Here is a 21,419-nt window from a genome sequence, read left to right as displayed (position 1 = left end):
CCAGAACGCACCCGTGCCCTCGAGCCCGCCGAAGCAGCCCCGAGGGCACGGGTGAACCAACGTTGGTCAGGCGCCGCCGGAGTAGGCCGACGCGCGAGGTTGATGCTGGACTCCGAACCCTACGTCCAGATCAGCGAATTCCGCGGTAGACCGCCGTCGGGCCAGCGGTCATCTTGTCCGGGGCGAAGTTGATGTAGGTCTTCCCGCCCGAGTAGTCGGCCTTGGTCGGGAGCGGATCGGGCATGTCCAGGTATGCCATGCACATGGGCAGCGAGGTCATCGCGCCCGGCGCCAGCTTGATCTCGCTCGGGCTCTGACCGCACCGGGCCATGACCCCGAACAGGAAGGACGACTTCGTCCAGTAGCCCGGCCACAGCGACATCGCCGGACGCCCTGCCGTCGAGGCGACGCGCCGCACGTCGAGGGTCCCGACGGCGCGTCCGCCATCGGCCGCGTCATAACTCACGGACGTCACGCGCACCCGCCACCCCGAGGACTGGGTCCAGCTGCCGATCGCGGCGGGGTAGGACTCATTGATGCCCCACACACGCAGCCGGGACAGGTTGCTCGTGGTCGCGCCGCTGGCATTTCGTGCCGTCACCTGCACGAGACCCATGTGACGCACCGCCTCACCGGTGAAGTTGATCGAGCGGTAGGCCTTCCCGCCCCGCGCCAGCACCGTCCACCCCTTCTTGGCGGTCCAGATGCGCCAGGTGTAGCTCGTCGCGCCCGTGGCCGGCGCCGTCACGCGGCGCGTCATGCCCAGGTTGACGTCGATGTCCGCGATGCGGGTGATGACCGGCCTGGTGCCGGCCTGGGGCTCCCCGACTGCAGGGGGACCGGCCAGGGCCGGGGCGCAGGGAACCGCGGTGGTGACAACGAGCGCGAGACCAACCCGGCTTGGTGACTTCTTCATGGAACTGCCCCTTCTGAAAGCGGTGGAATGGACTGTCATCATCGTCACGCGCGGAGGGGCCGGGGCGTTGCAGCAGTCGACGGATCTTCAGCCAACCGTCTCAGGACCCCGCGGTGGGCAGTTCTGTCGGACCCCTCCCCTATCGTTGGCGCCATGGCACTGGAGACCTCACCGGAGAATCCGATTGCCCTGGGCCGGGTGGTACAGATGGTCAAGGGTTGGGTCGAGCGCTGCGGCGCGGTCTGGGTGGAGGCCCAGGTGATCCAGATCAACCGTCGGGCCGGGTCGTCGACGGTCTTCATGACGATGCGGGACACGCTGGCGCAGACATCGGCGTCAATCAGCTGCTCGACGGCGGTGGTGGACGCCGCGGGGCCGCTGACCGAGGGCACCACCGTCACGGCCTGGATCAAGCCGACGGTGTGGAGCAAGAACGGCGCCCTGAGTTTTGAGTGCCGGGAGATCCGGATTGCCGGTGAGGGCCGGCTGCTGGCCCAGCTGGAGCAGCGCAAGCGCATGCTGCAGGCCGAGGGGCTCTTTGACCCGGCGCGCAAGAAGCGGCTGCCCTTCCTGCCCCGGTCGATCGGTCTGGTCACGGGGGCGGACTCCGCGGCCGAGCGCGACGTGCTGACCAACATCAAACTGCGCTGGCCCGCGGCCCACGTCGTGGTGCGACATGCGCTGGTTCAGGGCGACAAGGCCGCGGCCGAGGTGATGCAGGCCCTGGCGGGGCTGGATGCCGAGCCCGGGGTGGAGGTGATCATCCTGGCCCGCGGCGGCGGGTCGCTGGAGGATCTGCTGCCCTTCAGCGACGAGGGTCTGGTGCGCGCCGTCGCAGCGTGCCGCACGCCGGTGGTGACCGCCATCGGGCACGAGCCGGACATCCCGATCGTCGATCTTGCGGCCGACCTGCGTGCGTCCACGCCCACCGACGCCGCCAAACGTGTCGTGCCCGACGCCAAGGAGGAGGCGGAGCGGGTGACCCAGGCGTTGGGCCGGATCCGCGGCGCAATCGTCAACCGGGTGCGGGCGGAACAGCAGCAGTTGGACGGGCTCAAGTCCCGCCCCGTGCTGCGTGATCCGGCCGGCAGCTTCGACATCCACTACGACCGGCTGGAGAACCTCCGGCTGCGGCTGGATCACGCCGTCGACCGCACGCTCACCCAGCACGCGACGAGCCTGGCGCACGACCTGAGCCGGGTGCGCGCAATGAGCCCCAAGGCCACGCTGGAAAGGGGTTACGCAATCCTGGTGGACGGCGAGGGTGCGTCGGTCAGCTCCATCCGCGACGTGGATCTGGACGACGACGTGATGGCGTACCTGGCCGACGGCAAGCTGACCCTGGGCGTGACCGGGATCGACGACCCCAGCGGCGAGTTGAACGCCAGCATGGACGACTTCGAGATGGACTTCGACGAGGAGAACGAATGAGCGAGAACCAGAACCCGGCCCCGGACGCCACGCCGCAGAGCCCCGGGCAGCAGCCCGAGCTCGGTTATGAGCAGGCCCGCGAGGAACTCGCCGAGGTGGTGCGCAAGCTGGAATCCGGCGGCGTCCCGCTGGCCGATTCGATGGCGCTGTGGGAGCGCGGCGAAAAATTGGCCGCCATCTGCCAGCAGTGGTTGGACGGCGCCAAGGCCAAGATCGACGCGGCCCGACAGGCGGCCGGGTAGGCGGTTCAGGCCCCTCGACAAGCTCGGGGACCGTGGCCAGGTGGGTGCCAGAGCAAACACAACCACGATGGCCGAGCCTGTCGAGGCCCCCCTCCAGCGTCAGCTCAGCGTCGTGGCGAAGGCCTCGACGCCCTCGTAGCTGGTGTCCGCGCAGACCACCGTCGTGGTGGGCTTGGGCTTGTCGATGGTGTTCACCAGGCAACGGGTGCGAGCATCCTCGGTGACCATCCGGGTCCAGGTCTTGCCCGACAGGGTGGAGTTGCCGTCGGCCCTGGCCCCGCGGGTGACCGACTTCACGAACTCGGGCTGGCTGGCGCCCAGCCGCTGCTTGACCTCGTGGTAGACCTGCTCCGGGCTGAGGAAGCCCAGCTGCAACTCGTCGTTGCCGTAGCGGGCGCGGATCGGCTTCCAGGTCTCGGGCAGGTTGCTCGGGGCGAGCACCTGGAAGGGCGCGTCGGCGCGGGCGTCGGCCACCACGGGCTTCCAGTCGGCGGCGGGCACCTGCGGCTCGTCGGGGATGCGGGCAAACCAGTAGTAGATCGCAATGCAGGGCAGCAGGATCACGGCAAGGGAGATGATCATGTCGCGGCCCGAGGCCCTCTTGTTACGCACGCGCTGCATCCTACGTCAGTGCCGGGGTGCATCATGTCTGCATGCAATCCGTGGTGACCCTGGGCTTCGACGACGCCGACGGATTCGACATCGCCCTGCGACGCCGCGGCGCCGGCCCCGACGCGGTGCACGAGCTGGTGGTCAACGGCATGTTCGCGATGGACTCCGTCGACGCCTCCAGCGAGCTGGCCCTGGCCCGGCTGGCGCCTGCCACGGCGCGACGGGTGCTGGTGGGCGGGCTGGGGCTGGGCTTCACCGCCGGGGAGGTACTGCGGCGGCTCGCAGAGGCCCGGGTCACCGTCGCCGAACTCTCGTCGGCACTGATCGGCTGGGCGGGCCAGGGCATCGTGCCCAGCCTGACCTGCGTCGCCGATGATCCTCGCTGCACCCTGTGGCATGTCGACGTCGCCGAGGCCCTGCGCACCACGTCGGGCTGGGACGCGATTCTGCTGGACGTGGACAACGGCCCGGACTTCCTGATCCACGATGCCAATGCGCCGCTCTATGAGACGGATTTGCTCACCGCCGCCCGCGACGCCCTGACGCCGGGTGGGCTGCTCGCCATCTGGTGCGAGAACGCCACACCCAGCCTTGATGCCGCGCTGCGGAGGCTCGGCGACCACGTGTGGCAGGTCACTGTGCCCGTGGACCGAGACGGGCACCACATCGACTACGCCATCCACTGCTTGCGGCGCTGAGGCTTCGACAAGCTCGGCCGTCGTAACGGGGCCGGCGCATCGTGACCACTCAACCGCGGCGGCCGAGCCTGGCGAGGCCCCGGGGACCCTCAACCCTCTTGGGGAGCCGTGATCCCGAAGGCCAGGGCCAGATCCAGCAGGCGTCGGGCCCGGGCCAGCTTCGGGGTGTCCGAGGCGCTGCGGATCTGGCTGCCGCCGGCCTCGAAGTCCGCCAGGAAGCCGCTGGCCCAATCGATGTCGTCCTGGGACGGCGAGAGCACCTCGTTGACGATCGGGCACTGCTCCGGGCTGAGGCACAGCTTGCCGCGCATCCCGAACTTCTGGGTGTTGTCCGCCGAGTTGGCCAGCTTGCCGCCCAGGGCACCAACCGCGGGCCCGTCGATCGGGCCCGGCAGCCCGGCCGCCCGCGACGCGATGGTCAGCTGGGAGCGCGTGTAGGCCAGGGCCATCTGGTCGTCGTCGATGCCGGTGTCGCGGCGGAAGTCCCCCAGCCCGAAGGCGATCCGGAAGGTGGCACGGGACTGGGCGATCCGGTCCAGCAGCATCATGGCGCGGGCCGTCTCGATCATCGCCACCACCTTCTGGTGCGAGGCCAGCCGCTCGGCGGTCTTCTGCACGTGCTCACTGGTCTCAACCATGGCCAGCATCACGCCGTGCATCCCGTCGAAACCGGCCAACGCATCCAGGTCGCCCTCCCACCAGACGGTGCCGTAGCCGTTGATCCGCACCCAGGCCTGGCCGCCGCGACGGAAGAAGTCGACGACATTCTGCCGGGCCCGGATCTTGTCGTCGACGGCCACCGAATCCTCGACGTCCAGCACCACCGCATCGGCCTGACTGGCGATGGCGGCGTCGAAGAGTTCCGGCTTCGCGGCATTCACCAGCAACCAACTGCGGGCGATGTCCGGGGCAATCCGGCTGGTGGGGGTGTGCAGCTCGTCGGTCATGATGGCTCCTGGCGGATCGGGAGGGGTCGGGTTGGGTGCCCGGTCGGTGGTCAGGTCGAGCGGGGGACGACCCCTCCCATTGTGACCGAACCGCCCGACCCGTCACCCCGATTGTCGGAAGAATTCAGATACCGCCTTCCAGCATCTCCGTCACCAGTGCGGCGATCGGGGAACGTTCCGAGCGGGTCAGCGTGACATGCGCGAACAGCGGGTTGCCCTTCAGCTTCTCCACCACCGCCGCGATTCCGTCGTGCCGTCCGACGCGCAGGTTGTCGCGCTGGGCGACGTCGTGGGTGAGCACCACCCGGGAGTTCTGGCCGATCCGGCTGAGCACGGTGAGCAGCACATTGCGCTCCAGGCTCTGCGCCTCGTCGACGATCACGAAGGCGTCGTGCAGGCTGCGACCGCGAATGTGGGTGAGCGGCAGCACCTCCAGCATGTCCTGCGCCATCACCTCGTCGATCACGTACTTGTTGGTGACCGCACCGAGCGTGTCGAAGACCGCCTGCCCCCAGGGCGCCATCTTCTCGTTCTCGGTGCCGGGCAGGTAGCCAAGCTCCTGGCCGCCGACGGCGTACAGCGGGCGGAAGACGACGACCTTCTGGTAGAGCCGCTGCTCCAGCACCGCCTCCAGCCCGGCGCACAGCGCCAGCGCAGACTTGCCGGTGCCGGCCCGCCCGCCCAGCGAGACAATCCCCACCTCCTGGTCCAGCAGGATGTCCAGCGCCACCCGCTGCTCGGCGGAACGACCGTGCAGCCCGAAGGCGTCGCGCTCGGATCGGATCAGCTTCACCCGCCCATTGGGCAGTTTGCGACCCAGCGCCGTGCCACCCGACGGGCAGTGCAGCTTCAGGCCGGTGTGCACCGGCAGGTCGTCGGTCTCCAGCACCTCCGCCTCGCCGTTCTCGTAGAGCGACTCGACCACCGAGGTGGGCACGGCCAGCTCCCGCATCCCGGTCCAGCCGGAGTCGACGGCCAGTTCGGCTCGGTACTCCTGTGCCTCCAGCCCCACCACCGACGCCTTGACCCGCATCGGAAGATCCTTGCTGACCACCACGACGTCATTGCCCTCGGCCGCCAGGTTGATCGCCACCGCGAGGATTCGGGAGTCGTTGTCGCCCAGCCGGAAGCCCGCGGGCAGACGCTCCGGGTTGGTGTGGTTGAGCTCGATGTGCAGGGTTCCACCCCGCTCGTTGACGGTGACCGGCTCGTCCAGTCGGCCGTTCTCCAGCCGCAGGTCGTCCAGCAGGCGCAACGCGGTGCGGGCAAAGTAGCCCAGCTCGGGGTGATGTCGCTTGGCCTCCAGCTCGGCGATCACGACGATCGGCAGCACCACGTGGTGCTCGTCGAAGCGCACCAGCGCGCGGGGATCGCTCAGCAGGACGGAGGTGTCCACCACGTAGGTCTTCAGGCCGGTGGCCGTCGTCGAGGAGGCGAGGGTCTGCTCGGAGGGCTTGAGCACGTAGAGCTCCTTCATCTGTGAAGGGGCCGGTCACTCGGCAGCCGACCCCTTCGTCGTCAGGGTTTCGGTGGTGCCGGGGGACGCGCCGACTGGCGTCCGGAGCTCTGCGCTCCCGGGCCATTCGTCGGTCCGTCCATGCCCCCAAGCTACGACGCTACCGTGCACGGGGGCGGCACCACGCGGGTGACTTCACGCAGTGTTCACCGCTTCGTCAGGTGCTGCCGGGGCCGCCTCGGGGCAGGGTGTGAAGGGGCTGGCCAAGGATTGTCGGAGCCGGTCCCTACAGTGGTGGGCATGACCGCCCTGCCCGAACACCTCCGGCTCGCCGCCGAGCCGATCGCACCCCAGACCTCCGTCGTCTCCGGCGCGCACTACCGCTTCACCGTGCTGACCGAGCGCCTTGTCAGGTGCGAATACTCCCCGACGGGGGTCTTCGAGGACCGGCCGACGCAGACCGTGCTCCACCGTGATCTGCCGACGCCGGAATTCCGAGTGCATCGCGACGGACAACGGGTGCAGATCATCACCAGCGCCCTTCACCTGGACTACGCCGGTGGTGAGTTCTCGCCGCAGAGCATCAACGTCAAGGAGCTCACCGGCGGTTACCACTCGGTGTGGCGTCCGGGGGAGGAGCCGGACAGCAAGTTCGCGCAGTATGTCGGGGTGCGGACCCAGCTGGGTGGCACGGCGCGCACGCTGGACACCGTCGACGGGGCAACCGAGTTGGAGAACGGCCTAGCCAACTCGCTGGGCATCACCAGCCTGGATGATTCCGCCTCCCTGGCGCTGACCGACGACGGGTGGGTGGCGCAACGCCCCGAGGGCAATGTGGACGTCTACGTTTTTGCCCATGGCCACGACTACGGCGATGCGGTGCGTGACTTCTACCGGATCAGCGGGCCGCAGCCGATCCTGCCCCGCTACGCGCTGGGCAACTGGTGGAGCCGCTACCACGCCTACACCCAGGCCGAATACCAGGAGCTGGTGGAGCGCTTCGAGGCGGAGGGGCTGCCATTCAGCGTCGCGGTGGTGGACATGGACTGGCACCTGACCGAGATCGACCCGAAGTACGGTGCGGGCTGGACGGGCTACACCTGGAACCGCGAGCTCTTTCCCGATCACGTCGGATTCCTTGCCTGGTTGCACGAGCGCGGGTTGAAGGTGTCGCTGAACGTGCACCCGGCCGAGGGGATCCGGGCCTTCGAGGAGGCCTACCCGCGGGTGGCGGAGGCGCTGGGAATTGATCCTTCGACGGAGCTGCCGGCCACCTTCGACTTTGCCGATCCGGCCTTCATCAAGGCCTATTTCGAGCAGGTGCACCACCCGATGGAGGCCGAGGGCGTCGACTTTTGGTGGCTGGACTGGCAGCAGGGCAGCCACTCCCGCATCCCGGGGCTGGACCCGCTGTGGATGCTCAACCACCTGCACTTCCTGGATTCCGCGCGTGACGGGCAGCGACCGCTGACCTTCAGCCGCTATGCCGGGCCCGGATCGCACCGCTACCCGGTGGGTTTCAGTGGAGACACGGTGATCAGCTGGGCCTCGCTGGCCTTCCAGCCCTACTTCACCGCGACGGCCTCCAACATCGGCTACGGCTGGTGGAGCCACGACATCGGCGGCCACATGTTCGGCATCAAGGACGACGAGCTGGCCACCCGCTGGGTGCAGTTCGGCGTCTTCTCCCCGATCAACCGGCTCCATTCCTCCAATGGCATCTTCAACGGCAAGGAGCCGTGGCGGTTCAATCCCGTCGCCCGGCAGGTGATGGGCGACTTCCTGCGGCTGCGGCACCGGCTGCTCCCCTGGCTGTTCACGGAGAATGTGGCCGGGCACGACGAGCTGCGGCCGTTGATGCGGCCGTTGTACTGGACCGATCCCGACGAGCAGGTGGCCTATGCCGCGCAGAACCAGTATTGGTTTGGCCGCGACCTCTTGGTGGCGCCGATCACCACCCCGATTGACCCCACGACGCAGCGGGCCAGTGAGCGGCTCTGGCTGCCCTGTCTTGGCGGGGACGGGGGCCGGTGGACGGATCTGTTCACCAACCTGACCTACCGCGGCGGCCGGGCCGTGACCATGTACCGGCCGATCAGCCAGATACCCGTGCTGGCCCGCGCCGGGGCGATCATCCCGATGACTCCCCCGGATGAGTTCGGAATGGGCAATCCGACGCGACTGGAACTGCACGTCGTGGCCGGGGCCGACGGTGAGTACGTGCTCTACGAGGATGACGACCGCGCCACCCCCCGCGCCGTGCGCACCCGGATCACGTACAGCCAGCAGACCGGCGAGGTCACCGTCCACCCCGCCGAGGGCGAGCTGGCCGTGGTGCCGGCGACCCGCACGATCACACTGCACCTGCACGGCGTCGGTGAGGTGCGCGTCCTGGATCTGGGCGAAGTGTCGACCAGCGCGGGCGCTAGCGGTCGTTTCGACGGGCCCCGCGAGCCCGACAACCAGCTGGACGAGCGGATCTTCACCTTCCTGGACGAGGCCCAGATGCCGATCTTCACCAAGGAACGGGCCCTGCAACTGGTCAAGGATCACCCCACCCCGGGCGCCCGGGTGGCCGCGCTCAGCGAGCTGGAGGGTCTGGACGCCCAGGTGCTGGCCGTGCTCCGGGAGTTGATCCTGGCGCTGGAGTGAGCCCCGTGGCTACTGGGGTCACCAGGCGACCAAGGCGTCCTGGTCGTACTCGCCCTCGGGCCAGACGGCGCGGATGATGCCCGCTGCTGCCAACGCCTTGCGGCAGCCGGGGCAGGGTTCGTCGGTGATGTAGGCGGTGGCGCCCTTGGTGTCGCGGGTGCTGAACAGCAGGGCGTTCACCTCGGCATGGATCGCGATGCAGAAGCCGGGGGTCCCCGGGCGGTCGTAGTCGCCCAGGCCGGGAACCTGGTCGTAGCCAAGCTGACCGCGGGGGCAGGCGCCCTCCAGGCAGTCGGGGCGGCCGGGCGCGGCGCCGTTGTAGCCCGTCGCGATGATCCGCCGGTCCAGCACCAGCAGGGCGCCCACCCGGCGTCGGGTGCACTTGGCCCGCGCCGAGACAGCCGTCGCGATCCCCAGGAAGTACTCGTCCCAGCCGGGGACGACGGTGGCCTGCGCCTGTTCAGTCATGGCGACATCCTAGGGCCGGGGAAACCGGTCGCGCCTGTTGGCCACCTGCCTCCCCGGACGGCGGCCATGCTCCCCGGACGGTGGACCTGCTCCCCCAACCGTCGCCCTACGCCAGCAATAGCCATGGCAAGGCGACGGTTCGATGAGCAGGGCAACTGTCCAAGGAACAGGGCGACGCCAGGTTGGGCGCAGTGGCACCGCAGAGGCCTCGACAGACTCGGCCACGTGGACCTCTGACAGCTCACTCAGCCACGGTCCCCGAGCTTGTCGAGGGTGCCCGGCAGAGCGGTCAGCTGATTCCGAAGTCGTAGTCGTCGTAGGAACGCGGATCCTCGATCGGCTCGGCGTGGATCATCACGTGCAGTTCGGGGAAGGCCTCCAGCAGCGCGTCGGTGATGTCCTCCACCAGGTCGTGCGCCTGCTGCACCGTCCAGGCCCCCGGCACCAGCAGATGCATGTCCATGAAGCGACGGTTGCCCGATTCCCGGGTGCGAACCCCGTGGAACATCACGTGTTCGCCGGTGAAGCTCTCCAGGATTTCGCGGATCCGCTTGTTGTCCTCCTTGGGCAGGCTGACATCCATCAGACCCATGCCGGATTCGTGCATCAGCTTGGCACCGGTGAACAGGATGTTGATGCCGACGGCCAGGGCCACCAGGGCATCCAGCCGGGGCCAGTCGGTCAGCCACACCAGGCCGACGCCAATCACCACGCCCACCGAGGTCCACACGTCGGTCAGCAGGTGCTTGCCGTCGGCGACCAGGGTCATGGAGCGGTACTGCTTGCCGGCGCGCAACAGCACCCACGCGACCGTGCCGTTCAGCACCGACGCGACCACGGAGACCAGCAGGCCGACGCCGACATTCTCCAGCGGCTGCGGGTGCAGGAAGCGCTGTACGGCGGTCACCACGATCACGCCGGCGGCGACGAAGATCATCGCGCCCTCGATCGCGGCCGAAAAGTACTCGGCCTTGCTGTGGCCGAAGTTGTGGTCCTTGTCCGGCGGCTTGATCGCCAACCGAAGGGCCATCAGGGCGACGATGGCGGCCACCAGGTTCACCACGGATTCGGCAGCGTCGGACAGCAGACCGACCGATCCGGTGATCCGCCAGGCGACGGTCTTCAGCGCGATGGTGGCCAGGGCCGCGGCGATCGACAGCCAGGCAAAACGGGTCAGGTCGACGGGGGCGGTGGCGCGGGTGTTGATCGGGGTAGCACCGGCCTGACTGGCAGCGGGTTTGCTGGCGGAGGAATCGACCGGCATCGCGCCGGGGGCCTGCTGGGGAGTCACGTCACCATTGTGGGTCATGGCGTCTGTGAGCCCGCTGGGGGCCGTTCATCCGCTGACCCAACCCGTCGTGGCCACTAGGCTGGGTGTCATGGCACGACGACCCTGGTTGGGCATTGGCGCCGCCCTGCGCCCGATCCACGACGACCGCCAGGGCCTGGTGCTCTCAGGCGGTGGCGCCAAGGCGAGTTTCCAGCTGGGCGCGCTGCGCTACCTCTATGAGGTGGTGGGGATCGCGCCGAGCGTCGTGGTCGGTACCTCGGCCGGTGCCATCCTGGGCGCGCTGATCGCGCAGTCGACCGATCCCGCCGAGCAGGCCGAGTCGGTCAGGGAACTGGAGGAGCTGTGGCTGGGCATGACCCGGCAGAGTGACATGTTCACCGAGCGGGTCTGGTTCCGACGCTTCCGGGCCCGCGGCCCGGAGTTGATGGCGCTGCTGCAACGAGAGAACCGCACCGCCTGGCTGGGCAGCGGGCGCAGCCTGCCGCGAATCCAGCTGCCCTTCACGCGTGGCGTCCAGATCGATGCCTCCGGCGAACAGCAGGAAGAGGCTGCGCAGACCCCGCAGGAAGCCCAGGCCGAACTCACTGGGCAGTTGGAGACCCTGGCGATGGCGACGCTGGATCCGACGGACAGTTCACCGGATCTGTCCCCCAGCCAGGTGATGACCATCATCGCCGGGTTGAGCCGGATGAAGGGCGTCGGCAATGACGTCGGGGTGATCCTCACCGGCGCGGAGAAGACTCGCTCCATGTACATTCCCGGGCCCATCCTGCGCGCCCTGCTGGGCGAGGGGGGCCTGTTTGATTCCGCGCGAATCCCGACGTCGGGGGTGACGATCCGGATCGGCATGGTCAGTCTGGAGAGCGGCGAACTGCGCTTCATGCGCGAGGACGGTCGGCTGGTTGACCGCTACGACGTGGAGGTGCCGGGTGAGGTGCATGACTTCTCCCGCGGGGTACTGGCGTCGTGCTCCATCCCGACGATCTTCACCCCGGTGCCGATGGACGCCGAGCACTTCGTCGACGGTGGGGTCCGGGAGAACCTGCCGGCGGAGATGGCGATCGGCCCGCTGGGCTGCACCACCACCTATGTGGTCACCTCGAATGCTCCCGGGGTGCGACCCAGCGAGAATTTCGAGGACAAGGACATGTTCGCGATTCTGCTGCGCTCCACGGAAATCCAGTCCGACGAGACCGAGCGCGACGAGGTGGCCTATGCCCGCAGCGCCGGCGCAATCGTGATCGAGCCCGAATTCGACGTGCACGACGCGTTGACGATCGACCCCGGCCTGTTGCGGATCAACCGGGACTACGGCTGGATGCGCGCCGCGGAGCAGCATCTGGGGGCAACAGCGGCGGAGCAGGCACTGGGACGCAGCATCATCGGCGCCCGACGTCGGATCTGGGAGCTGGAGCGGGACTACCTGGACGATTCCCGGGAGCACGACGAGCGGGAGCTGATGCTGCTCGTCCGGCTGAAGTACGACCTGCGCGACCAGGTTCCCCGGCTCCGCGACGGTGTCGCCCCCGAAGGCGCCGAGAACTGGTGGCAGAGCTGGGAACCGCACAACTTCGAGCCGCAGGTGGAGCCGCCCTGGTTGGTGTGAGGCCTCGACAGGCTCGGCCGCCGGTGGTCACCGGGGCTGGCGTCAGATCATGTCGCGCAGTTCGGCGACGCTCTCCACGATCAGGTCGGGGCGGTAGGGGAAGCGCTCCAGGTCAAGCCGGCCGGTGATCCCGGTGAGCACCAGCACGGTGAACAGGCCGGCCTCCATCCCGGCGACGATGTCGGTGTCCATCCGGTCGCCGATCATCGCCGTCGTCTCCGCGTGCGCCTCGATCTTGTTCATGGCGGAGCGGAACATCATCGGGTTCGGCTTGCCCACCACATAGGGCTTGCGGTTGGTGGCCGCGGTGATCATGGCCGCGGCGGCGCCGGTGGCGGGCAGCAGCCCCTGCGCGCTGGGGCCGGTGGTGTCCGGGTTGGTGGTGATGAACTTGGCGCCACCGACCACCAACCGGATGGCCTGGGTGATCGACTCGAAGGAGTAGGTGCGGGTCTCCCCCAGCACGACGTAGTCCGGCTCGGTGCTGGTCAGGATGAAGCCGGCCTGGTGCAGCGCGGTGGTCAGCCCCGCCTCACCGATCGCGTAGACCCGGGCCCCCGGCTTCTGCCGCTGCAGGAAGGCGGCCGTGGCCAGCGCGGAGGTCCACAGGTTCTCTTCCGGCACGGTGAGGCCCGATCGGTCCAGCCGGGCGCTCAGGTCCCGCGGGGTCATCGACGAGTCATTGGTCAGCACCAGGAAGCGGTGCGAGGTGTCCACCCAGCGCTGGATCAGCTCGGCGGCGCCCGTGATCGGCGAGTCCTCATGGACCAGCACGCCGTCCTTGTCGGTCAACCAGCATTCGATGTCTCGTGGTGTTCGCACGTCCCAACCGTAACCCAGCAAGGACAACAGCGGGTGAACGGTGGTGGCTGCCCGGCGCCGGCCAAACTCCTGCCGACCTGGTCCTCGTTGCTCGTATGTACTTCGCGACGCGTGGGGCCACTGCGCGCGCTCGTTGCCCCAACGACGGCTGGCATGTTTGGCGCGAAGTCACGCGGGCGTCCTTGTGGCGCGAAGTGCCACGATCGTCGTCGGCCCGGCGGCCCCTGCCCGCGACTCGTCGCACGGCTGCCCACCGACGGGCGTTCAGATGGATCGATCAAGACGGCGTCCGGAGCCGATCTGCTCCGTGACAGAGTCGAGCGGGCTGGCTGGTTGACGTCCACTTCGCGCCCCACGCTGGACGCCGTCTGGGCCGCCCCGTGGCGACTGTTGACCTTGATCAGCGGATGGCCCACCGCCTGACTTCGCGCCACAAGGTCAACCGTGGCACTCCGCGCCACAGGTCACGACCTTGGGCACCGCCAGCAGCGAGCGGAGTGACCCGGCGCGTCGCGAAGTGCAGAGCCACGAAGGGCCCGCCCCGGCAAGGAATTCGGAGATCGCGTCCGGACGTGGCTCCACCGCGATGACGGGGTCCGCGCGAGCAGCAATCTGGACAACCGACCGGAAGTGGTGCCGAATCGGCCCGGTGGACTTCTAGCATGGACGCGTGAGGTTCATGGCCGAGGCGCTGGGCGCACTACGCGAGGTGATCTTCGACGGGTTGCTGCTGCTCGCCCGGCACTGGCCGGCGCTGCTGGGCTGGTTCCTGGTGGGCGCCACCGGGCGCCGGGCGTTCATGTGGCTGGCCGTGGCCCTTGCCGACGTGAACCGCACCCTGGGCGCCCTGGTGCTGCCGCTGGCCCCGATCTGCATGCTGCTGAGTCTGGTGATGATGCTGCGCAGCACCGCGTCGTCGCTGCCCGCCTTCGCGGACTTCACCAAACCGTCGTGTAGCCGAGGCGAGAGCCTGCGCGGGCACCTGGTCATCGCCACCGAGGTGCTGGTCCCCTTCCTGGCCGTCTATTCGGCGCAGGGCCTGCTGAAGGCCGATGTCACCACCTACATCCGCTCCAACACCATCGACGAGTGGCTGAACGAGGGCTTTGCCGCCGACTTCTCCCGGTCCACCGTTGCGCCGGAGTGGCTGCTGCTCAGTCTGGTGGTGGCGGCGCTGGTGGTGCGCAAGGCGATCGCCGGCTTCAAACTGGCCCGACGTCATCTGGGCTGGGCCGCGTTGAACGGTTACGTCGAGACGCTGTGGATGGTCACCCTGGGGTCGGTGCTGGCCACCCGGCTGGGTGCCATCCAGGAGTGGGTGACCACGCGTGCGGTGGTGGTCGGCATCGTCGAGCGGTACCACCATTTCGTCGCCTGGGCCGGGTGGCTGGGCGAGCTCTTCCAGGGCATGATCGAGACCGCCTCCACGGTGGTGGGCAACATGTCCAGCATCGTCGTGCTGCCGGTGGCCTGGTTGGCGATCGGCGCCACCGTCTACGGCAGTCAACTCCGGGAGGGCACCCTGACCGCGCCGGAGATCCGCACCCAGCAGTTGCGGCGCATCCCCAGCCCGGTGCGACGGGTGGTGGCGCAAAGCATGGAGCCCGTGACGACTCCGTTCAAGGAAGCCGCCTCCGCGATCGCTCGGGTGGCGGCCGCTGGCGTCATCCCGATGGTGTTGTTCTGCCTGGTCTTCGTCGCCGCCGGTGAGCTGCAGGTGGGCGTCGCCTGGCTGCAACGCTGGATCGTCGGGCCACAGGAATCCTTGGCCCGGGTGGCCACCGAGCCCTTCCTGCAGCTCGGACAACAGGCCGTCTACTTCGTGGTCGCGATGGCGCTGCTGGCAGCCGCCGTGAACCGGGTGGTCACCGCGCAGTCCATCGCACTGGAACCGGTGGAGCAGCAGGGCACCCCCGCATTGGGTTGAGCCGATCGCACGGGAGGGCCACTCCTACCTGACCGGAATGCCGAACTCCGCATAGTCCGGCGGCGCCCAAGACACCCGAAGGGTGGTGGGGACGGCATCACTCGGCAGTGCCCACAGCCAGGTGCTCTGCCAGATCCGGGGCCGTTCCTCCCCCTCACGGGCTGGCATCACCGTGCCCATGACGACGCTTGGCCCCCCGCGCTCCAGCGGAACACAGTCATTCTGCATGGCGCTGGCCTGGGTCATCGTCCTGCTGGCCTTCATCCCGATGTTGCCGACGAAGCGCCGGCCGTGCTGGTCTCGCAGGCTCACCCCGCAACCGTTCAGCGGGGCCTCGGGATCGGCCTCGAACTGAAGGGTGCTGCGCCACAGCGTCTGCCCTGCGGGCACGGTCCAGGCGGTGTCGTTGACCGGCTCGAAGCTGATCAGCTTCATGGTCACGTCGATCGTGTAGTCAAGGTCCACGCTGCGCGTGTGCTGCACGAAGTGCAAGGTGCCGTCCACGGACCGCTGCGGGTTGTGGAACTGCTGCGGTCGGTACAACCTGACGTAGGCCCACGACGACGAGGCGATCGCCGCCGCCAGCAGGGGCACCAGCAGCATCAACCAGACCCGGTTGCGCTGCCACCATGAGGTCGCGGCCGGGGCGAGCGCCATCACGCACCTTCCTTGTCCGCGTCGAAGGTGCTGGTGCTGGCCTCCAGCCGGGTGGCCTTGGCCTGGTCGATCCCCAAGTCGATCACCGCGACGTCATCCGCCTGGCCACGGCCCGCGGTGGACACCTCGAAGCTCGCGCCCGCCAGCACTCCCCTGGGGAGCTCGAAGAGCTGCCGGCAATGGTGTGCGACGCCGGGGATCGACACCCCACACGAGGTCATCACGGCTTGCTTCCCGCCGAAGCGGCGCCCATCTGCCGCAACCACGGTGCCACCCGCGACGCTCTGGGTGCTGTCCTTCGCGGTGAAACTCACATCCACCAGCAGCCAGACCCCCGGCGTCGACGCCAGCGTCTTGAAGGTCCTCACCTTCGCGGCACCGTCCACCCCGTGCACCACGACGGTGCCGGTGCGCATGGCCACCTCGTCCCCCAGGGCCGCGTGGTGATCATAGGGCCGCTCCAGCACCTCGTTGGGGTCCTGCAACCGCTCATCAACCACCGATCCGACGCTCAGGGCCGCCAGAACGGCCACGGCGGTCGCCGCCTGCCGGCGCTTCATGCCCGCTCGCTCATGGCCGGTACTCCTTGGTGGGCACGGTGAGTTGGGCCGTCGGGGTGAGATCCCACCAGCCCATACCACCGTCCAGTCGGGAGGCCCGCCAGACCTGCGAACTCAGTATGACGGTCGTCTGACTAGGGGTGGGGCTGGCTGAATCCTGCCTGAAGACAGCGACGAAGGGCTGGGTCATCCCCGGCTGCAGATCACCCATTCTCAGGCTGTCCGCACGCAGCAACTGCTCGGGATGACAGGCATCTTGTTCCAGCATGAGCCCGTCGCGTCGACACCCGGGCACGTCGATCGCCAAGGCCTTGCTCAGGATCACCGAGGGCACCGGTTCGTTGTGCTGCGAGGTCACCGAGCCGACCACCAGCAGGTAGCGCTGCCCGCGCTGCCGGGTCAGCAGCTTGCCCATTTCCGCGGTGTGCCAACTCTTGGTGACGGTCACCACGAAGGGTGCCGCCGATGTCTCGGAACCCGTTGCCACGACGGGCAATTCGTCGCTCGCGGCCCGCACCTTGTCCCATCCGCCCAACGTGCCGACCACCAGCAGCACCAGCGCCAACAGGGCGAAGAAGAGATTGGTCGGGGTGACCACGTCGCTGACGTACCGACCCCACCGCACGGTGCGCTTGACCGCGGCCGACAGCGGCCGCGGAGCCTCCTCGGCGGCGGGCAGGCCCTCGGTCTGCGGGGTGACCTCGGGCAGCGCAACCTCGCCAGAGCGTTGGTCACTCGTCCACATATTTTCAGGATACGGGCTGGTCGGGTCGGTTGTTAGCCTGACCACATCCCCCGATGCATTGTCCGAACCCATGTCCGAACGATCCGAAGGGCAACCTCCACGTGACCAGCACCAACCGCCGCACCTTCCTCGCCGTCGGCGCCGCCGGAATCGCCGCGACCACTGTCGTCGGCTGTTCCAAGGACGAGAAGCCCACGCCGAACCCCAGCCCCAGTGACATCCCCAGCGGCGGTGGGGCCAGCAGCGCCGAGGCGTCGGCACCCGTCGTGAAGGGCACCCTGAAGGAGGCCATCCTGGCCGATGATCCGTTGCTCTACCTGGACTTCCAGGACGACGCGGACGCCAAGGCCCCAGCCGACCGCTCCAAGCACCACCGCAAGACCGTGATGCACGGCAACAAGTGGTGGCCCAATGACGCGCTGAGCACGGCCGCCCCCAACGGCGTGGGGCGCGCCTTCTACTCGGGCATGAGCAATGACGAGGCGTGGGTGGAGATTCCCGACGCCAAGACCTGGCTGGCCGATGTCCCCCAGACGGGCCTCACCGTGGAGATGTGGCTCTACCAGGAGGAGCCCAATTTCAACCAGGCGCTGCTCGCGGTGCCGTCGGACAGCGACCCCACCGGCTGGGCCTTCGGCCTGCAGCGCGACGGCACCGGCCTGTTCGCGGAGGGAGCGGGCTACACCAAGGTGGATTTCAAGACGGAGAAGACCACCAACAAGTGGCACCACTTCGCGCTGACCATCACCCCCAAGGGAGAGGTGGCCGGCTACCTGGACGGCAAGCAGGTCAGCACCGGCAGCATTGGCCCCTTCAAGGGCACCGTCACCGGCGGCGCGGTCGGCACCCGCGACGTCAAGAAGGGCACCGGCGCGTCGCTGTCCGGCCAGTGGTCGCAGTACGCCATCTTCGGCAAGCCGCTGAGCGCCGAGCGGATCAAGGCCCACCACGATGCGGGCGCCTCCGCCACCGCCGATCCGGTGGTGCGTGGCGTCGACGCCAACTTCGGCGGCCCGGCCGAGTACTACAAGCAGTTCACCAATGCCGAGGTGCTGGCCGATGCCTCCCGCTTCCCGATTGCCGAGTGGTGGATGAATGGCACCACAGAGGAGCTCAAGGAGGAGAAGAACTACACCCACGGCGGCGTCGTGGTGGATCCCAAGGTAACCCCCGAGGCGATGCAGCAGTCGGGGATGTGGGCGATCCGCACCACGGGGATGGACATGGCCGGCAAGCCCGGCGCCGAGACCGTCGGCTGGCTGCCGGAGGACGAGGCCGACATGGACAGCGTCAAGATGAAGAAGCTGGAGGAGAACCTGGACAAGCACCCCAAGGGCTACCTGGCGTACTCCAACTTCGGCACCGGCGTCACCATCTCCTCGATCGACCGCTACCGGGTCCGGCCGCTGATCGACCGTCCCGACCTGCACCAGGTCTCGGCCGACCTCTATTCCTACTGCGTGCACCCGACGATGCGCGCCCAGGTGGCCAAGGCCTGGGGCCTGCCCGAGGAGCAGATCCGTCGGGCCGCCGCCCACGGCATGGTGGTGGAGCGCTGCCGCGCCTTCCTCAGCCGGCCGTTGCCGGTCTGGGGTGTGGTGGCGATCGGGCACGCGAATGTGGTGCGCAAGGGTGAGCCGGGTTATGGCTCCGTCCCCACCGCTGACGAGGTGGAGGGCGCCCTGATGTCCTGCATCACCGCCGGCGCCAGCGGCATCCTGATCTTTCCGCAGAGCTTCGCCGACGACAAGCCCGCTCCGATCTGGAAGGCCAGCGAGCAGTACACGGTGGGCGACACGGTGCGCGATTCCAAGGAGGAGTACCGCTTCTGGTACGCCCGCACGGAGCCGAAGAAGGGCGTCGACCCCCGCGAGGTGACCGACGACTCCTGGCTGAGTTGGCGTCCTGGCGCCTTCGGCGTGCGCAACGACGGTCACTACGCCCGCGGGGTGAGCGAGCGGGTGAAGAAGGTGACCGCCCGGCTGCAGAAGCTGGCGCCGGTGCTCTACTCCCAGTCCGAGCCGCGCAACATCAACCCCGATCTGCACACCCGTTACTGGCCCAAGGCACCCGACGGCTACAGCTACCTGATTGCGATGCAGCGCATCCAGCACGAGCAGGGCTCCTACGAGCTGCGGCTGCCCGAGGGGGTCTCCCCGTCGAGCGTCGAGGTGCTGGAAGAGGATCGCAGCATCGAGGTGAAGGACGGGAAGTTCAGTCAGGACTTCGCCAACGAGTGGGAGCACCACATCTACCGTTGGAAGGCCTGAGCGCCGCCACCCGTCGCCGACTCGCTACACTGTCGCGAGCGCCCCTATAGCTCAGCTGGCAGAGCAGCGGACTTTTAATCCGCGGGTCCAGGGTTCGAGCCCCTGTGGGGGCACCAGTGCAGTCTCGCTGCGGGGGGTGGTCATGCGCGGTTTCCTGGTGGTCCTGGGCATCGGCCTGGTGCTGCTCGCCCTGGCGGCCTGGCGAGACCGGCAGACCCGACGGGTTGCCGAGACCAGACTGGGCATCCCGGTGGAGCGGCTTCACCCGCGGGCATCGGAACCCGACGAGAGCCAGCGCGCCGCCCTGCAGGACTTCCGGGCCGCGCAGCCCCGCGTCGACGCCCGGCTGGCCGACGACCGTTTCGCCAGCTGGGACAGCCCGGCCACCGCGGAGGTCACGAATGCCGATCTGCTGTGCTGCCCTGAGGGCATGGGTGGACTGCGAGAGCTCCTGCCCAGCCTGCAGCGCGCTCGTGCCGACCACCGGTGCCTGGTGGTGGTGGCGCCAGCCTTCGACGAGGATCTGCTGACCCAGTTGGCGGCCACTACGGGGCCTGCCCGCCCCTTGGCGCTGCGGGCCGACCCCGACGCGTGTCACGAGATCGCCCGAATCACGGGTGCGACGCCGGCCGACCGGGTGGATCTGCAGTCCGGGGCGGCTGGAAAGCTGCATGGCAAGGCACGGCGGCTGGTGTGCGATGCCACGGCCTGCTGGCTGGAAGCCTCGACCGATCAGCCGCAAGCCTGAACCCTCAACCCCTGATTGAGGCCATTTCTGGGCAAATCTCAGGCCCCTCATCACCATTTCTCATGTTCTTGGGCGTTCGCCCAGAGCGCCGACATGCCTTCCGCGCGCTTTGCCTTGGCCCAAAGGGAAGGCGGGGTGTTCACGGGTGCGCCAGACGACTGGACGGACACCCACGGTTCACCGGATGCTTCGGCGCGGTTCCTTGCCTGTAAGGAAAAGGACGCTTCAGCAGATTCGCAGCATCCGGCCATCACCCCTACAGTCCTTGCCCGGGGAGACCCAGCCACGACGCGGGGACGTCGCGGCCGACAGATTGGTTCGACAGCACGCGGCCCAGGCCGTCGGAAGGAAAATCACATGTCTGCACTGCGTACCACCCGGGCGGTCACCGTGACGGCCATCACCACCGCTCTGCTCGCCGGAGGCGCCCAGTTCACCTCGGGCGCCATGGCCCAGGCCGCTCCGCAGCCGTCGAAGGCGGTGACGAAGACCAGCACCGGCAAGGCCACCACCACGGCAGACCTGTCGATCCGCACCACGGCCAGCACCACGTCCCGGCGCGTGGGGATCATCCGCAAGGGCAATGAGGTGGCCATCACCGGCAAGCGCGCCAATGGGATGGCGCAGATCTACTGGATGGGCAACCATCGCTGGGTCAGCGCCAAGTACCTCGCGGTGGGCGGTGCCAAGCCTCCGGCCGCCCAGGCGCGCGCCCTGAAGCCCGGCGTGCTGAAGGCGACCGCCAACCTGGCGATCCGAGAGAGGGCCACGGTGCGCTCCAGGCAGCTGGGCACCATCAACAAGGGCAATGAGGTGGCCATCACCGGCAAGCAGGTCAACGGGATGGCCCAGCTCTACTGGATGGGCAAGTACCGCTGGGTCAACGCCAAGTACTTGAGCAGCGCCAAGAGCGTGACGAGCACCGTGCCCTCCCGCCCCCGTGCCACCACCCCCAAGCCGGCGATCGTCTACAACCCCGCGGCGCTGCCGGGCTCCAGCATCGCCACCAAGCGCGTTGCCGCCGTGGTCAGCAGCAAGTACCCGCAGATCACCACCATTTACGGCATCCGGATCGATCCGGGCTCCGACCACCACACCGGCCGCGCGGCCGACGTGATGTTGCCCAACTACCGCTCCAACCAGGCCCTGGGCTGGGAGATCGCCAACGAGATGCGTTCGCGCGCCAGCGAGCTGAACATCAGCTACGTGATCTTCCAGCAGAAGATCTGGTCGGTGGCGCGCTCCGACGAGGGTTGGCGCCCGATGGCCGACCGGGGTGGCGACACCGCCAACCACATCGACCACGTGCACATCTCCGTACGCTGACGGCCGGTTTTGAGCCGCGGCGCAGAACCCCTAGACTTGGACGGT

19 protein-coding genes and 1 tRNA gene are annotated in these 21,419 nt (G+C 68.4%); 10 read left to right on the top strand and 10 right to left on the bottom strand.

The annotated features are described in order from the left end of the window. Positions 1–130 precede the first annotated feature (130 nt). Positions 131–916, bottom strand: coding sequence for a hypothetical protein (locus AAEX57_RS03070; protein WP_342090798.1), 786 nt, complete (start codon positions 914–916; stop codon positions 131–133). A 153-nt stretch (positions 917–1,069) separates the two neighbouring features. Here AAEX57_RS03070 and xseA point away from each other — a divergent pair, with 153 nt between their 5' ends. Both xseA and AAEX57_RS03060 read left to right on the top strand, forming a co-directional pair. After that, positions 1,070–2,347, top strand: coding sequence for an exodeoxyribonuclease VII large subunit (gene xseA / locus AAEX57_RS03065; protein ID WP_342090797.1), 1,278 nt, complete (start codon positions 1,070–1,072; stop codon positions 2,345–2,347). Beyond that, positions 2,344–2,589, top strand: coding sequence for an exodeoxyribonuclease VII small subunit (locus tag AAEX57_RS03060; RefSeq protein WP_342090796.1), 246 nt, complete (start codon positions 2,344–2,346; stop codon positions 2,587–2,589). Before xseA ends, AAEX57_RS03060 begins: the two co-directional genes overlap by 4 nt. A gap of 99 nt (positions 2,590–2,688) precedes the next feature. On the opposite strand, the gene AAEX57_RS03055 is transcribed toward AAEX57_RS03060, so the two are convergent. Then, entirely contained in the window at positions 2,689–3,201 is a 513-nt protein-coding gene (locus AAEX57_RS03055; RefSeq protein WP_342090795.1) for a DUF4245 domain-containing protein, read from the bottom strand. Between the two features lie 41 nt (positions 3,202–3,242). On the opposite strand from AAEX57_RS03055, the gene AAEX57_RS03050 reads away from it, so the two are divergent. Continuing rightward, positions 3,243–3,899 carry a spermidine synthase gene (locus tag AAEX57_RS03050; RefSeq protein WP_342090794.1) on the top strand — a complete coding sequence of 219 codons (657 nt, stop codon included), beginning with the start codon at positions 3,243–3,245 and terminating at the stop codon, positions 3,897–3,899. Between the two features lie 89 nt (positions 3,900–3,988). On the opposite strand, the gene AAEX57_RS03045 is transcribed toward AAEX57_RS03050, so the two are convergent. Both AAEX57_RS03045 and AAEX57_RS03040 read right to left on the bottom strand, forming a co-directional pair. Beyond that, positions 3,989–4,846: an HpcH/HpaI aldolase/citrate lyase family protein gene (locus AAEX57_RS03045; RefSeq protein WP_342090793.1), complete on the bottom strand. Its 858-nt coding sequence runs from the start codon at positions 4,844–4,846 to the stop codon at positions 3,989–3,991. 124 nt (positions 4,847–4,970) lie between these two features. Continuing rightward, positions 4,971–6,323 carry a PhoH family protein gene (locus AAEX57_RS03040; RefSeq protein ID WP_446721059.1) on the bottom strand — a complete coding sequence of 451 codons (1,353 nt, stop codon included), beginning with the start codon at positions 6,321–6,323 and terminating at the stop codon, positions 4,971–4,973. Between the two features lie 279 nt (positions 6,324–6,602). On the opposite strand from AAEX57_RS03040, the gene AAEX57_RS03035 reads away from it, so the two are divergent. Beyond that, entirely contained in the window at positions 6,603–8,954 is a 2,352-nt protein-coding gene (locus tag AAEX57_RS03035; RefSeq protein WP_342090791.1) for a glycoside hydrolase family 31 protein, read from the top strand. Between the two features lie 18 nt (positions 8,955–8,972). Here the strand turns inward: AAEX57_RS03035 and AAEX57_RS03030 are convergent, their stop codons facing one another. Continuing rightward, on the bottom strand, positions 8,973–9,422 hold the full coding sequence (locus tag AAEX57_RS03030) for a deoxycytidylate deaminase (protein WP_342090790.1): 450 nt from the start codon (positions 9,420–9,422) through the stop codon (positions 8,973–8,975). Between the two features lie 289 nt (positions 9,423–9,711). After that, positions 9,712–10,686, bottom strand: a complete 975-nt coding sequence (locus AAEX57_RS03025; protein WP_446721060.1) for a cation diffusion facilitator family transporter — start codon at positions 10,684–10,686, stop codon at positions 9,712–9,714. A gap of 115 nt (positions 10,687–10,801) precedes the next feature. Here AAEX57_RS03025 and AAEX57_RS03020 point away from each other — a divergent pair, with 115 nt between their 5' ends. Continuing rightward, the gene (locus AAEX57_RS03020) at positions 10,802–12,319 is read left to right on the top strand and encodes a patatin-like phospholipase family protein (RefSeq protein ID WP_342090788.1); all 1,518 of its coding nucleotides are present in this window, start codon (positions 10,802–10,804) and stop codon (positions 12,317–12,319) included. Between the two features lie 42 nt (positions 12,320–12,361). Here AAEX57_RS03020 and AAEX57_RS03015 read toward each other — a convergent pair whose 3' ends face one another. Next, the gene (locus AAEX57_RS03015; protein ID WP_342090787.1) at positions 12,362–13,141 is read right to left on the bottom strand and encodes an HAD-IIA family hydrolase; all 780 of its coding nucleotides are present in this window, start codon (positions 13,139–13,141) and stop codon (positions 12,362–12,364) included. Between the two features lie 670 nt (positions 13,142–13,811). Here AAEX57_RS03015 and AAEX57_RS03010 point away from each other — a divergent pair. Continuing rightward, the gene (locus AAEX57_RS03010; protein ID WP_342090786.1) at positions 13,812–15,068 is read left to right on the top strand and encodes a hypothetical protein; all 1,257 of its coding nucleotides are present in this window, start codon (positions 13,812–13,814) and stop codon (positions 15,066–15,068) included. Between the two features lie 24 nt (positions 15,069–15,092). Here the strand turns inward: AAEX57_RS03010 and AAEX57_RS03005 are convergent, their stop codons facing one another. From AAEX57_RS03005 to AAEX57_RS02995, 3 genes are read right to left on the bottom strand one after another with little or no spacing between them, the layout of a single operon-like run. Beyond that, positions 15,093–15,728 (bottom strand): hypothetical protein, encoded by a 636-nt coding sequence (locus AAEX57_RS03005; protein WP_342097745.1) that lies wholly within the window; start codon positions 15,726–15,728, stop codon positions 15,093–15,095. Beyond that, the gene (locus tag AAEX57_RS03000) at positions 15,725–16,285 is read right to left on the bottom strand and encodes a hypothetical protein (RefSeq protein WP_342090784.1); all 561 of its coding nucleotides are present in this window, start codon (positions 16,283–16,285) and stop codon (positions 15,725–15,727) included. The genes AAEX57_RS03005 and AAEX57_RS03000 overlap by 4 nt, the downstream gene beginning before the upstream one ends. A gap of 10 nt (positions 16,286–16,295) precedes the next feature. Further along, complete coding sequence (locus AAEX57_RS02995; protein ID WP_342090783.1) at positions 16,296–17,030, bottom strand: hypothetical protein; 735 nt, start codon at positions 17,028–17,030, stop codon at positions 16,296–16,298. A gap of 101 nt (positions 17,031–17,131) precedes the next feature. Here AAEX57_RS02995 and AAEX57_RS02990 point away from each other — a divergent pair, with 101 nt between their 5' ends. The 4 genes from AAEX57_RS02990 to AAEX57_RS02975 all read left to right on the top strand — a co-directional run bounded on the left by AAEX57_RS02990 (position 17,132) and on the right by AAEX57_RS02975 (position 21,374). Continuing rightward, the gene (locus AAEX57_RS02990) at positions 17,132–19,300 is read left to right on the top strand and encodes a LamG-like jellyroll fold domain-containing protein (protein WP_342090782.1); all 2,169 of its coding nucleotides are present in this window, start codon (positions 17,132–17,134) and stop codon (positions 19,298–19,300) included. 40 nt (positions 19,301–19,340) lie between these two features. Beyond that, positions 19,341–19,416, top strand: a tRNA-Lys gene (locus AAEX57_RS02985). Positions 19,417–19,442: 26 nt separating this feature from the next. Beyond that, the gene (locus tag AAEX57_RS02980) at positions 19,443–20,048 is read left to right on the top strand and encodes a hypothetical protein (RefSeq protein WP_342090781.1); all 606 of its coding nucleotides are present in this window, start codon (positions 19,443–19,445) and stop codon (positions 20,046–20,048) included. Between the two features lie 357 nt (positions 20,049–20,405). Next, positions 20,406–21,374, top strand: a complete 969-nt coding sequence (locus AAEX57_RS02975; protein ID WP_342090780.1) for an SH3 domain-containing protein — start codon at positions 20,406–20,408, stop codon at positions 21,372–21,374. Positions 21,375–21,419 lie beyond the last annotated feature (45 nt).

The organism is Luteococcus sp. H91, assembly GCF_038433135.1.
Lineage (GTDB): Bacteria > Actinomycetota > Actinomycetes > Propionibacteriales > Propionibacteriaceae > Luteococcus.
Note: the sequence above shows the minus strand (reverse complement) of the source record. Positions and strands in the feature narration are given on the sequence as shown.